Origin of the sequence: Enterococcus sp. DIV1283b, assembly GCF_051710965.1 — a bacterium.
In the GTDB taxonomy this organism is placed as follows: domain Bacteria; phylum Bacillota; class Bacilli; order Lactobacillales; family Enterococcaceae; genus Enterococcus_B; species Enterococcus_B lactis.
The window spans coordinates 127,156-140,969 of record NZ_JBIOLR010000001.1 but is presented as its reverse complement, the minus strand read 5'-3'; the positions used below and the strand labels follow the sequence as shown (position 1 = coordinate 140,969).

At 37.8% G+C, this 13,814-nt stretch carries 13 protein-coding genes; 2 read left to right on the top strand and 11 right to left on the bottom strand.

The genetic code is table 11. The features are described from left to right. Positions 1-30: 30 nt before the first annotated feature. The 6 genes from IGJ53_RS00705 to IGJ53_RS00680 form a co-directional block, all read right to left on the bottom strand. Positions 31-1,137 (bottom strand): DUF916 and DUF3324 domain-containing protein, encoded by a 1,107-nt coding sequence (locus IGJ53_RS00705; RefSeq protein ID WP_042956922.1) that lies wholly within the window; start codon positions 1,135-1,137, stop codon positions 31-33. A 120-nt stretch (positions 1,138-1,257) separates the two neighbouring features. Next, a complete protein-coding gene (locus IGJ53_RS00700) occupies positions 1,258-3,285 on the bottom strand; it encodes a lectin-like domain-containing protein (RefSeq protein WP_259742133.1) in 2,028 nt (675 codons plus the stop codon). Between the two features lie 55 nt (positions 3,286-3,340). Next, positions 3,341-4,069, bottom strand: coding sequence for a WxL domain-containing protein (locus IGJ53_RS00695; RefSeq protein WP_010731736.1), 729 nt, complete (start codon positions 4,067-4,069; stop codon positions 3,341-3,343). A gap of 510 nt (positions 4,070-4,579) precedes the next feature. Beyond that, positions 4,580-5,479: a metallophosphoesterase gene (locus IGJ53_RS00690; RefSeq protein ID WP_010731735.1), complete on the bottom strand. Its 900-nt coding sequence runs from the start codon at positions 5,477-5,479 to the stop codon at positions 4,580-4,582. 9 nt (positions 5,480-5,488) lie between these two features. Further along, a complete protein-coding gene (locus tag IGJ53_RS00685; protein ID WP_002287910.1) occupies positions 5,489-5,845 on the bottom strand; it encodes an iron-sulfur cluster biosynthesis family protein in 357 nt (118 codons plus the stop codon). Positions 5,846-5,908: 63 nt separating this feature from the next. Then, entirely contained in the window at positions 5,909-6,490 is a 582-nt protein-coding gene (locus IGJ53_RS00680; protein WP_002312367.1) for a GNAT family N-acetyltransferase, read from the bottom strand. A gap of 229 nt (positions 6,491-6,719) precedes the next feature. Here IGJ53_RS00680 and IGJ53_RS00675 point away from each other — a divergent pair, with 229 nt between their 5' ends. Continuing rightward, the gene (locus tag IGJ53_RS00675) at positions 6,720-7,016 is read left to right on the top strand and encodes a hypothetical protein (RefSeq protein WP_002290488.1); all 297 of its coding nucleotides are present in this window, start codon (positions 6,720-6,722) and stop codon (positions 7,014-7,016) included. Between the two features lie 139 nt (positions 7,017-7,155). Here IGJ53_RS00675 and IGJ53_RS00670 read toward each other — a convergent pair whose 3' ends face one another. The 4 genes from IGJ53_RS00670 to IGJ53_RS00655 are packed head-to-tail and all read right to left on the bottom strand — an operon-like array spanning position 7,156 to position 10,786. Beyond that, positions 7,156-8,109 carry a siderophore ABC transporter substrate-binding protein gene (locus IGJ53_RS00670; protein WP_010731734.1) on the bottom strand — a complete coding sequence of 318 codons (954 nt, stop codon included), beginning with the start codon at positions 8,107-8,109 and terminating at the stop codon, positions 7,156-7,158. Positions 8,110-8,131: 22 nt separating this feature from the next. Continuing rightward, complete coding sequence (locus tag IGJ53_RS00665) at positions 8,132-8,887, bottom strand: iron ABC transporter ATP-binding protein (protein ID WP_002372520.1); 756 nt, start codon at positions 8,885-8,887, stop codon at positions 8,132-8,134. Next, entirely contained in the window at positions 8,884-9,843 is a 960-nt protein-coding gene (locus IGJ53_RS00660; protein WP_438749320.1) for an iron chelate uptake ABC transporter family permease subunit, read from the bottom strand. The genes IGJ53_RS00665 and IGJ53_RS00660 overlap by 4 nt, the downstream gene beginning before the upstream one ends. Beyond that, complete coding sequence (locus tag IGJ53_RS00655) at positions 9,836-10,786, bottom strand: ABC transporter permease (RefSeq protein WP_259742130.1); 951 nt, start codon at positions 10,784-10,786, stop codon at positions 9,836-9,838. Before IGJ53_RS00655 ends, IGJ53_RS00660 begins: the two co-directional genes overlap by 8 nt. A gap of 149 nt (positions 10,787-10,935) precedes the next feature. On the opposite strand from IGJ53_RS00655, the gene IGJ53_RS00650 reads away from it, so the two are divergent. Then, positions 10,936-11,388 (top strand): YueI family protein, encoded by a 453-nt coding sequence (locus IGJ53_RS00650; RefSeq protein WP_002287902.1) that lies wholly within the window; start codon positions 10,936-10,938, stop codon positions 11,386-11,388. An 87-nt stretch (positions 11,389-11,475) separates the two neighbouring features. Here the strand turns inward: IGJ53_RS00650 and gshAB are convergent, their stop codons facing one another. Beyond that, positions 11,476-13,743: a bifunctional glutamate--cysteine ligase GshA/glutathione synthetase GshB gene (gshAB, locus tag IGJ53_RS00645; protein ID WP_259742129.1), complete on the bottom strand. Its 2,268-nt coding sequence runs from the start codon at positions 13,741-13,743 to the stop codon at positions 11,476-11,478. Positions 13,744-13,814 lie beyond the last annotated feature (71 nt).

The window sequence follows — 13,814 nt, the reverse complement described above, 5'->3', positions numbered from 1 at the left end:
AAGGAAAAACTATTATTTGTTATTTTGATCTTACTTTTCTTTCTCTTCTTTCTTTTCTTTCTTTCTCAAAATAAACCAAAGGATAAGTATTAAAACGAACAACAAGAAAATCAGCGCTTCTAAGATGTAGATCCAATTATTGGCCTTTTTAATCGTCACATCCTTCGTATTCAATTCCTTGGCTTCTTTCCCGTCTATCATAAACACTTTTTCAAATATCCATTGGTCGGTATAGTTGATGGTGGTATTTTCTTTTTTTCTTGAGAATTTTCCTTTTTCATTTTCATTTCCTAGAATGGTCATTGTGAGATGATATTCGCCTGGAGTTAGTGGCTGACCATCCAAAGCTGTTGGAAAAGAAAAGTTTGTATTCGGCGCAATCTGCAACCCTTCTTTTTCCTCCTGATATAAAACTTCAGAATGTCCTTTTTTTGTAATTTTTGTTTCAATAACTACTTGATTGACATAGGTTTTTTGATCATTTTGAACGTTTGCTAAAATGACATTTCTTGCATTGATTTGATCAGGTTTAACTTCATGGAGAACTAGGTTAGGAGCAACTTCATTCAGTGTCTGTCGCATTAACAAGGCCACAGTATAGGCGTATTCATTCTCAATCGATAAGCTTTGATCCTTGTTTTCTGTTTGATCCTTTTCCGTCACAATTTCTTTGAATGTGATCCCACCGGCCAATACACCATCGAATCGATCTTTTGGCATCTTGGCATGAAAAACCACGGTTTGAACGCTTTTAGGTTCCAGTGTCACTGTCTCTGGATAACTCACATAGTCGATCAGATCAAAGATTAGACTTTCGTCTTTTTCAATCTCATTTTTTCCATATTCAACCATCACGTTTGAATTAGTCGTTGCGCTATTTACAGAAATATCGATTTTCACTTCTTTTTCCGTATCATTTCTCAATTCTGCTTTTAATTCTACTTCCTGATCTGGAACAAGTTGGAGATCGAAATAAGTTTTTCTTTTATCGATTTGATTCTCCGAAGTGATTGGCGTCACCGAAAAATTGAATGCACTAGCTGTCACTGGTAAATGGTTAAAAAGTGTCCCTATAATAACTAGGAGTGTTACAAATAATTGCTGTTTTGGTTTCAAGAAAATCGCTCCTTTCATCATATGTAAGAAAAGACGGGAACAAAAGCGTGACTCTGCCATTTTAAGCTGTGCAGAAAATAAGTATTTATGGTTCCTGTTGTTCTTGGTGAACCATGCTTTTGTCCTCATCTTCTCTTTTTATTAATTTTCTGGAACATCTGCAAGAATCCAGGATAGTTTCCCCTCAAATGTTCCAATCCTTTGATTTTCTACAGGAATATCTATTCTGATTCCATGTTGAGATGTAGAATCTAAAATAGCAGACAAATCACTTTCGCCTTTTTGGTCACTTTCGAAAATCGTAACAGCAGATGCCCCTATAACCGTTGTCTCTTCAGAAGTAACAAACGAAAGAGCTTCCGGGAGTTCAAACGTTCCATTTGTAAGAACTTTTTCTTGTTTCAATTGTAATGCCCAACCTCCAGAAGCCCGTTCATCCATGATTTTCAATCCACCTGAGAACTGCCCAAATACACTTAATGGTTTACTGGATATTTTATGTTGCCCAAAATCAACATACTGAGGAGCCGCTGAAAGATAAAGCTTTCCTTTTCTGTAATAAAAATAGATATCTGCTGTATTTTCGGAAAAGACACCTTCTGTATTCGCTGAATCAGAGTCAAAAACATATCCCTCAATATCAATAGGAATTTCTTTATAACTCTCTCCGATTTTTCCAGTGATTGTTTTCATTTCTGCGAGATCATTTTGACTCTCTTTCTCTTTATAATAAACATGGACATCTATTTCCTTCAGCTTCGCAATCGTCAGACTTATATCATTTGACTGCTCAATTAACTTTGCATTCTCAAGATATTCAAAGTGCATAGTGAGTACCTTTTCGGGAATGACTTCTCGCAAGTCTGTTTCCAACTCAATAATCAATGTATCTCCAAGAACAAAATAATCTCCTAGATTGAGTGTGACTCGGTTTCCTGTTATCAGGATATCTTTGGCATCAACTTGATTTCCGTTGATCAAGATACGCTCAGGAATATTTAATTCTTGTGGTAGGTCTATACTAGTCTCCAATTTCTTATCTTCAAGAAAATTCCCAGTAACTTTCAATGTATTTCTGATAGTTATCTTATCGTTTCTTTCAACTTCAGCGATGGCCCCATAATCACTATCATTGACTTTTACATCAGCTGTTGATGACACATTAGATGGAAGTTGCGTCATCGCGATAGCGTTTTCTTGAAAAAATGTACCTGTTGAAGAAGTAAATCCCCAATTTACTTCTGTAGAACCGAATTGACTGATGAGATCAGGTACAATATGAGAAGAGCGACCGACACCTTCCAGATCATAGGTGAGACTTCTTTGAGACGCGTCCCATTGAATGATTAATGTACGCCATGTACCATCAGAGAGAAAGGTAGGTGCTACTGTTACGCCAGTATGCTCTCCGGAATAATTGTTGTTATTTGGTTTAGGAGTGACAAAGGCGACATGTCCATGTCCCTTATTATCGGCAGTTATTTCACGATCCATTCGATCAGAAGAGCCACTATTTTTATATGTGTCGAACTCAATCGAGAGTGCATTTGCGACATAAGGCTGTCCTGATCGAGTCGAATAAGAACCAATTCCCATACCTGGAGAACCAATAACTTGACTGGGATCATTAGCCATTCTAGAATCACCAGTCAATGTAAAAGTCATACCATCTCCCGCTTTATCTCGTTGATTTCCTAAATATAAATAACATTTAAATGTAAAATCTGAGCGTAAATCGATTTTATTGTTTGACCAAATAGCTCCTCTTTGAGACCTCTCTGCTGGATTCAATTGCAATAGCTTCCCGTTTTCCAATATGGACGTGCTGGTACCGATGGGTTGTTGAAAAATCTTATCAATAGAAATAATATTGGGATCATTAGGCAGCCCCACTCGATAGGTCGGGGCATTCTCCAATGGCTGTTTGATTAACTCTTCAGATTCTTCTTTGTCAGTGGTCTCTTTACTGTCAGTAGTACTTGAATTCTCACTGCTTTCTTGGATCTGGCTGGATTCTGTTAAACGATCGAGTGTCGAAGCCTCTTTACTTTCTTCGACTCTTCTATTATCATTCACCAACTGATTCGATTCCAAAGAATACCCTATAATCGGAAAGATATTAGTCGCTAATAGACTGCTTAAAATGAGCGCGATCCTTCTCTTTTTCACTATATCTTTTCCTCCTGATCGTTGAATTCCCAGATGAACTGTTCTTGCAAGTAAACTAGTTATTAGGTGTATCTTCTAATGTCCAAACTAATTTAGTAGAATATTGTTGCGCTAACTTGACAGATGTACCAGGTACCGAAAGCTGTACCGCATCTTTATTTTCATTTTCATTCGCACCAAAACGATAGACCCAAGTCCCCACACCTGTTCCTGATTTAGCATTGATTGCTAACGTATTATTTCCTCCTGGTGTCAGCGTTAATTCAGAATTGACCGTTTCAGGCGTATATGTTGGATCAACCAAAGAAACAGCCTGTCCTTTCGTAAACTTCAGCTGTGCTCCAACTAGTTCGTCCCCACTGGCAGTTTTAAATTGTTCTGGTTGGGCTACACTTAATTTCCACCCAGATAGTGTTCCTCTTTTATCTGTCACTTGGACATATGTCGGTTTTTTAGAACCATCAGTCATTTCATCAGCAGATGCATAATACGTTTTATCTGCAGTAGAAATTTTTTGAGTCCCAAATTTGAATTTTGATCCATAATCAATCGATAATGCTCCTCCTGTTCCAGGACTTGGAGGGTCTACTGGATCGACAGGGACGTTGGGATCAGGATCTTCCGGATCAACTGGAGGAGTTATTCCCTCATCTCCTGCTTCAAATGTGATCGTTCCGTCTGTGTTATATTCCTTTGGGTATACTTCAGCTGCAGAAACAAAAGTCGTACTTACTGCCATACTGAATAACATCGTTGCTACTAATATAGTTTCTTTTTTCATCATTGCCATTCCTCTTTCTTTTTTTAATAAATATACAATCGATCCATAGCATATGTTTGCTTTACGGAACTTATGAGAGAGAAGAATATCGTCCCGTGTCTGCTCATATATGTCGATTAGTTGTTAGATGATTATCAGTCCGTTTTGATTCTTATTTTTCTATTGCCGCTTGATGCAATTGAAATTAGAACTATAGCTGTCATAGTCTTTAAAATCATTTGTACGTCTCACACCTCCATCCATCAAAATATGACTTGACTGTCAAGACTGCAATCAATAGTTATTATAAGTAAATAAAAAATACATATTATATTATTTTTTGACAGTATCAGATAAAAAAAGAATAAACGCTTGCATCTAGTACTCCCTATGTTATGAATCGATTGATCAAATAAACATTCGCTGACTATTCTCCACAGCAAAAAAGCAGCAGATCCACGATAAATGGATCTACTGCTCTTACTTATCCTTATATTTGACAGGGATTTTCTTTTACACATCGCTAATGCTGTCTCAATACGAAATGATCGTCATCGCTTGTTCAAATTCCTCTTGCAAATGTTGTGTTTGATAGGCCTGAAAAGCTGGGTGATGGGCACGCAAGAGTACACGTAATTTCATAGGATCATAGCTGTCTAACAACTGTTCTTTCAAAACAAAATCACGAGTCAGTTGCCATTCATAATAATAACCGAATGGTCGACAACTATAAATTGCTCCATGGATCAACTGATCTTCGAACCGCCGATGCGTATGACCAAAAACTACTTGTTTGATATTTGAGTAATGGTCTAGTAATTTTCCGAATGATTCTGATCCTAAAAACGCATTTAATTTGTTCCAACGCTCATAAGGAGCAGATTGATACACGATAAATGCTCGTTTAGGAACGAAATGAGTGGATAAGATGACCTCAAGCTTTTTTGCTTCCAACTGGTCTAGCAATTTTTTTGCAGCTGCAAGCATTTCTGCATTGACCTCGAGATCTGTTTTCCCACGCTGGATGAACCGATCATACCAATACAAACGTTTCATTCGTACGATTGCATCGTAATCTTTCAATTCGGAAAACTGATAGTCGTACCAGCCATTCATCCCTAAAAGAACGGTCTGCTCATTTAAAGCAATATACCGTTCATTTAAAAAATGTGGGTCTGGAAAATGGTCCATCATCTGTTCATTGGGCACATCTGCCAACTCGTGATTGCCGAAATGAAATGTCGTAGATAATCCTTTATTGACGAAAAATTCGACAACAGCTAGGCAACGATCTACTTTATTGGCCGTATCTCCGGCTAGATGAAGCCGAGTGATCTTGTGCTTTTGCAAAACTTGCCAAAGCTGTATCAGCTCTGATTCGCCGAATTTATTGATGTCCACATGTAAGTCGCTGATGATCGCCAATTTTCCCATTTTATCCCTCTAGTCTTTTCGAACAACTTGCAAGTTGCCTTTTCTCAAGCCGCTTGGTCCTTTTAATTGTAAACTATTATAAGTTGGTTCTAAAGCAAGTGTTGATGGATCATCCATGTAAAGTATTGCACTGTCTTTGATTTTGATTGGTCCAACTGGTGTATCAGCCACAACAGAATAAAGACTTAGATCTGTTTGTGTATCTTTTTTAACAATGATCAATCGAAATGCCGTGTCTAATTGGCAACTGACTTGGCTTTCTGCAAATGGACCGTCGCCGTTTTCGATATCTAATAAAAGTTGATCATCTGCTTCTAATTTATTTTTCAATACTTCTTGTGCTTCTTTTGTCACTTCTAATTTCATCTGTATCACCTCACGTCATAGAATAATCACTTTATTCATCAGATGCAACTAATTTGTCTGGTTTTAGCTGTTTTCTGTTTGTTGGAGAGCCAACCATTCGGATCTTGTGATTCCTCTTATCACTAAAGAAACCACTTCACCATTTCTTCGCTCAGCATCTGAGATCAATCCTTCTTTTTTCATATGTAACTTCTCCATTACCCGTCCCGAATTGGAATTTCTCACGTCATGGGTAGCAAAGATCCTTACAAGATCTAATTGTTCGAAACCTAGTTTCAACAAAGCAGCGGTAGCTTCAGGCATATAGCCATTTCCCCAATAGGCAGAATTGAGCGCATAGCCGATTTCGGCAGTCCCATTGTGGTCATTCACACGGATATCTGTCGTTCCGATCAGTTTACCTGATTTTTTTAGTTCTATACCATATTTTCCTAAAGGATCCTTTATAAAGGATGTAGCAATATTTGCTCTTGTTTCTGCTAATGATTGGTTTGCGGGAAAGAGGAACCGTGTCGTTACCTCATCACTTGCATATTCATATACATCCTCTGTATCTGCTAAAGTGACGGGTCGTAAAATAAGTCGTTCTGTTTCTATCCATTGATTTTCTGCCAGTACAAGGTCTGTTTTAATTTCTTCTCCCATCTAAATCCGCTTCTTTCGTTATTTTTTCTCTACTATAGCGAAGCAGGCTCCAAAAAGCAACCTGTTATTTGTCCAACCTTATCCATTCCTTAAATAACAAAATATATTCTAAAAAATAAACATCCCTTAATAACTATTGGAAAAAGAATAACTTTTTGTTCACGGATTATTAACAACTCTTCGGTAAAGTAAACTTATCAAATAAAAAGACTTCTTTGGAGGAATCACTATGAAAGAATATATAAAAAGTATCTATTTTATCGAAGAAACACAAAACATCGAGGGTTCTTATATTGAAGTAAAAACACTTTTTGTCAATGAAGATAAAACAAAAGCATTGGATATCTATAAAAAATTAGCTGCAAAACAAACGAATAGTTTTGGATTGATATTAAGCGAGTATAAGATCAAAGCAGAAGAAAGTTATTTCTATCAATTATTGAAACGTTGGAGTAAGCTTCCCGCCGATTTTTATCGAAAAATGCAGATCATCAACTATCAGCCGCTTGCTGAGACACATGCGTGAATAAAGGTTGTGAAATCAGCACTTTAACCTAAGTATTAAAGAAAAAAGATTTCCCAAACACATAAAAACCGACCTCTAAAAGTTAGCTAGAAAATCTAACTTTTAGAGGTCGGTTCAATTTTTTCGATTATTTTTGATTCTACTTAAATGCTTGATCCACATCTTCGATCATCAGTTTCATTGACTCTAAACCGCCCCCGCTTAAATACCAAACATCTGGTTCAAGGGAGATGATCTGCTGATTTTTACCAGCATTCGTTTGTGCTACCAGTTCATTGGCAGAAATATCATCTTTGCTGTCGTCTCCACCAATAGCTTTTGTTCGGTCTACCACAAATAAGATATCCGGATTTTTTTCTAGCACATATTCATAAGAAACACTTTGACCGTGAGTGGATGCTTCGATTTGATCATCCGCTTGTTCAAAGCCAAATAAATCATGGATGAACCCAAATCTAGAACCTGATCCATAGGCTGATAATTGCCCTTCATTCACAAGTGTGACTAGTGCTTTTTTATCAGACGCTTCTGCTTTCTTTTTCGTCTGATCGACTGCATTGGATAATTCCTCTAATTGCGTTTTGGCTTCTTCTTGCTTGCCAAAGATCTCCCCTAAAGTAGTGACATTTTGCTGGAAAGATTCCCATGGCTTTTTCGCATCTAAAGAAAGGAAAATAGTCGGAGCGATTTGACTTAGATCTTTTTGAAAATCTCTTTGTCGGCCAGAAATGATGATCAGATCTGGCTGAAGCTGATTGATTTTTTCTAAGTCTGGTTCTTTGATCCCACCTGCTGATTCCACTTTTTTATAGGAGGAAAGATACTCAGGAAGGCTGCTCGTAGCTGCTCCAACTACCTTATCTCCAACACCAAGAGCATCCATCGTATCTAAAGAACCATTGTCGAATACGACGACTTTTTTAGGATTCTTTGGCACCTCGATTTGATCGCCATTACTGTCTTTTATCGTTAATGCTGTTTCAGCTTGCGTACTGCTTTTCTTTGTATCTGCCTGACTGGTGTTGTTACTATTTCCACATGCTGCTAAACCAAATGATGCTAGAATCAAGATACCTACTACTAATTTTTTCATCTCTTCTCTCCTAATGTTAGTTTTAGAAATAAAGACAGAATCTGCGGCCTTCAATCTCACAAATCCGTATGTCCATTTCGTACAATTCATCCAATACATCTTTTTTTATCATTTCTTGGGTCGTTCCTTGCGTAAATAACTGCCCCTCTTTCATTGCAACGATCTCGTCTGCATAACTTGCAGCAAAGTTGATATCATGAAGAACGATAACAATTGTTTTCCCAATTTCTTGTACTAACTTTTTTAAAATCTGCATGATTTGAACAGCAAAATTCATATCTAGATTGTTCAAAGGTTCATCCAGTAAAATATAATCCGTGTCTTGCGCTAGTACCATTGCAATATACGCACGTTGGAGTTGACCTCCTGAAAGAGTGTCAATCGATTGATCTGCTATTTCTTCTAACCCGAGGTGTTCCAGTGATTCCTGAACGATTTTTTGATCTTTTGTCGTCAATTTTCCTTTCGTATAAGGAAATCGTCCAAATTCTACTAATTCTTTTACGGTGATTTGGACATTTATTTCATTCGATTGTCGCAAGATCGATAATTTTTTGGCTAATTCATTGGATTTCCAAGCCTTTACTTCGTTATGGTCTAAATAGATTTCACCTGTATCTTTTGGTATCAAACGACTAATCATCGACAACACAGTTGACTTTCCAGCACCATTTGGACCGATAAAAGCAGTCAACTTCTTTTCAGGAATCGTTAACTGTACATCTTTGACCACTGATTTTCCATGGTACAGTTTATTGACCTTTTGTAAATCGATCATAGGATACTCTTCCTTTCGCGAATCAATTTTGTGACAAAATAAATTCCTCCGACAAATTCAACGACGACACTCACTGTTGTATTCCAGCCGAAAATCTGCTCTACTGCGAGCTGTCCGCCTGTCAGAAACAGCATAGCTACCAGAAAACTTCCGATAAATAGCTGACCATGACGATAAGTAGAAAATACACGGTAACTGACATTTGCGACAATAAACCCTAAAAAAGTAACTGGTCCCACAAGAGCCGTTGATGTTCCTGTCAGAAGACTGACACAACACAAAATAAAAAATTCAAATCGATCTGTGTCTATTCCAAGGTTTACAGCTTGTTCATTCCCAAGATGGAAAACGTCTAGCACATGTCGATATCGAAATAACAGGAACCAGCAGCCGATAATGATCAAAGAAGCAGGCAAAAGATACTGACTTTGGATATTGCCAAAACTTGCAAATAATCTCCCTTGAAGCAAATCATATTCATTCGGATCCATGATAACTTGTAAAAAGGTACTGACACTACCAAAAAGCGTACCTAAAATCATCCCTGACATCAGTAACAAAAAAAGATTCGCTTTCATTTTTTTCAAAAGAAAGAAAAATAACAACAGACTCAACCCAACCATCAGCCCAACGTTCAATAAGAAAAAACCTGTACCTGTCTGCTGAAGCATCGTCACTCCTCCGATAAAGAAGAAAAGGACCGTTTGGACAAGGACATATAACGACTCAAGTCCCAATACTGAAGGAGTCAAAAACTGGTTATGCGTAATTGTCTGAAAGCTGATCGTAGCACTGCTGACAGCTAGCGAGACAAGGATAAATGCAAAAATTTTCTTACTCCTCAATGCCCACGCAAAATGCCAGTTTCCATATGTATGGATCGTCAAGTACACTCCTGTAACAAATAGAACAAGAACAAGCATACCAATAAAAATAGACGGCTTTTTTTTAAGCATATCGTCGCCCCCTTATCAGAAGATAAAGGAAGATAGCCCCACCGATGATTCCAACGATCACACTGACTGGTATTTCATAAGGAAAAATCAACACACGAGCGACAAGATCGCAAAATACTAAGAACAAACTACCTGCTAAAGCAGTTATGCCAATTGTTTTGTGCACTTGATCTCCATATATTCTAGAGACAAGATTCGGAATGATCACTCCGATAAAAGGAATGCTGCCCACCATGATCAACATGACTGCACTAGCCAATGAAACCAAGCCAATACCTAAAAACTGCATCTTCTGGTAATCTATTCCCAAATTTACTGCAAACGATTCGCCCAGACCAATGATCGTAAATCGGTAAGCAAATAGCCAAACCAAGAGTAGCAACGGAACAACAGCATACAGTAACTCATAATTTCCTCGTATCACAGTCGCAAAATTCCCTTGAAGCCACGAAGTCATATTTTGTACCAACTGGAATTGATAAGCAAAAAAAGTAGCAACTGAACCAATGATATTCCCTAACATGACCCCAATCAACGGAAGCATCAATTGATTTTTCTGGGGGAACAATCGCGTAAGGGATAAAAAAAGCAATGTTCCTGCGAAAGCAAAGCAAAATGCAGTCAAGGATCGGACAATCAAGGATGCACCAGGTAGGAAAATCATGGCCACTAAAATACCTAAACGCGCACTATCCATCGTGCCCGCAGTCGTAGGTGAAACAAATTTATTTTGGGTCAAATGTTGCATGATCAACCCACAAATGCTACTAGTCGCTCCCACAAGGATCAAACAAATCGTTCGCGGCAAACGAGTCGCTAGCAAGATTTGTAAACTTTGTCCATTTAACTGGAGCAATTCTGACAATTGTACATTCGATACTCCAATGAACAATGAAATACTACTTAAAATAACTAATAATGCTACTAGTCGTCCGTAGCGCATCCAATCCACCTTTCTAATTGAGAATGATTTTCATTCTTATTTTAAGTGAATCGTTGAACAAAAGCAACCGCTTTTTCATATGTTTTAGGTATTATTGGGAATATGCTATAATCGTAAGAAAGACAAAGAGAAGAAGGAGGGTATTTTTTATGGCACAAGATGATGTAAAAAGCCATTTGGATAAGGGACTTTATGGTACACCTTTAGTGAACCCTGAAGAACAGCATAAATATTTAGGGACATTCAGGGAACGTTGCTATCTTAGTATGACTGTTGCTGAAATGATCCAACCGAAAAACAAAGAAAACTTTTTAAAAGAACTCAAAAAACATCCAGATGCTTCCATACTCTTGAATGGGGCTCTACCCCTTTCTGTCCAAAACCAATATATCCAGCTAGCAACGAAAAACAATAGCCGATTTACTGTAGTCAACGATTACGTCACTGCAAATCCTGAGGAATTCGGATTGCTCTTAACAGCAAAAGAAGCAGTAAATGAACCTGTGATCGATATCGAAAAAAAATACCCAGAAGAAAACTCTTCGCCAGCTGAAAAAGAAAAACCAAAAAAGAAAAAAAGCTTCTGGGATCGTTTATTTTAAAACGAAAAAACACATAAATTTTTACATGCAAAAAAGCTTTTGAACAGATTGACATCAAATAGGACAATCTGTCAAAAGCTTTTTCGTTTAAAATACTTCAGGATATAACAATTTCAATACATTCATCGTCAATCTTCTGCCTTTTCCTGCAAAAGGATAAACATGCATATGCATCGCTGGATTGAAATTTGCTTCGATGATCCCGTATGCTTTTTTATCGGTTGTAGGATCGATTTCTTTATCTGGTATGATCAAATCAATACCACTGATTTTAGCTCCTAGTGCTTCTACCGCAGAAACGGCGATTTTTTTGTAAGCTTCAGAAAATTCATCAGTCATATCGATCGAATCACCACCCGTACTGATATTTGAGTTCTCCCTTAGATAAACAATTTGATTGGCTTGGGGAACTGATTCGATCGTTAACCCTTGTTCTTTCAACATCAATTGTTCTAATTCGCCTAATTGGATCAATTCCAACGGTGCACGATGATTCGTTCCACGCAACGGGTCACTATTTTTTTCTTCAACAAGTTCTTTCACTGTTCGGATACCGTCACCAATAACATTAGCAGGGACTCGCAACATGATGGCTTGGATTTCTCCATCGATTACAAAGAAACGATATTCCGTTCCCGGCATAAATTCTTCTACTAAAACCGAGCTGTCTTCACGAAAAGCAATCGCCAATCCTGCTTGATAATCCTCCAGATCAGCCCCTTCCTTGAAAATCGTGATACCCAACCCGTAATTTGTGGACTTAGGTTTGATCACAAAGGCCTGATCGGCAAATCTTGGATAAGCTTTTACGGCTTCTTCCATGGATGAAAATTCTGCACCACCTGGCACTCGGAACCCAGCTTCTTTTAAAACTTTTTTCGTTACTGTTTTGTTTTCCATGATAAGTGGAACGATATAGCTGTCCTTACTTGTCATGTTTGCATTTTTCACATATTCTACATGGTCTTGGAATTGCAGACGCAAAAATTGATCCGACTCATCTAATACTTTGACTTGGACACCTTTTTGGATAGCATCGAACATAAATATCTGAGTAGAAAGTTCCATTTCGCGAAAACCAGCCAACTGATAGGGACGTTCATGACTTTCTTTATAATATTGATGCCCCAATGCCACAGCAACTTCTTGCTGACTCGATAGCTGTGCTTCTTGATAGAGTTTCGCTGCTAATGTTTGTTCGGGATGATCCATTTGAATCAATGCTTCCTCCACTAAATAAAGAGAATCCAACCAATCCAATTCAACCAGCATTTGCTTCATCCCTTCAAGGATTTCTCTACCTTCTTGATGAAATTCTGTTTGATCTGATGGTTGTTCTAGTGCTACTTTGTTATTTCGAGTTGTACCTTCTGCCACCCATTGGTCACTGTCTTCTTTTTCTTCTGTCCATAGCATATACATCAGGAATAATTGTAAGAAACGAACTTGTTCCGGATTGATTCCCAGCCTTGCGTAAGGGTTCAGATCGATATTCCGCAATTCAATATAACGAACGCCTGTTGTTGCTAAATCTGCGACTTTTTTTCCGCCTCGGAAACGAAGCGGTGTATAAAATTCTTTCTCCTCTGAAAGTTTCCCTTCTTCGATCATTCGCTCAATATCTGCTAAATACTGTTTCATGGAAGCATAGGAAACTTTCACATTTGGATGATTCGTGTAGCCTAGCGCACTGTTTCGAATACTGCGAACAGGTTCTTGCGGGTGCGATTCATTTATAAAATAGTTTTTCTCACTCATCGGTGAAGCACCAAATAAATAAGTGATCATCCAGCGATAACGTAAAAAATTTCTCGCTGTTTTCAAATAAAGTTCTGTTTTGAATTCAGAAAAATCCTGAAATTCTTCCTGATGGCTGAACAATGTTCTTAACAATTCGTCACCAAATTCAAAATTGAAATGGATGCCGCTTACCATTTGTTTTCGCTTCCCATATTCTTTTGCTAAATAACGTCGATACAAGACATCTTCGAAATTTTTTAATTTTGCAATAATGATTTCTTCGTCTTTTTCCGGTAAGGCAGGTGGCATACTTAATGGCCAGATCATCTCTTCTTTCGGTATAGAACGAGCAGTCACATCATAAACAGCAGCCAGATACTGAAATAATTCGGGAATAGAATCGGTAACAGGGGTGATCATCTCTGTTTGTGTTTCGCTAAAATCTGTTTGGATATAGGGGTGATAGGATCGATCGCCAAAAATTGCTGGATGATCGGTTTTTGCTAGATTTCCTGCAAGATCAACCCGCTGTCCTTCCCGTTCTATACCAAATCGAGCTTGGTCGATAAAAGGGCGCGCATTGTCATGCAATAATAATTGCTTAAAATTCATCATTAAGTGACCTCCAATTCATATGAATCTAATTATAATCAAAAAGTCTAAGAAAAAGAACGAAATTGTTTGAG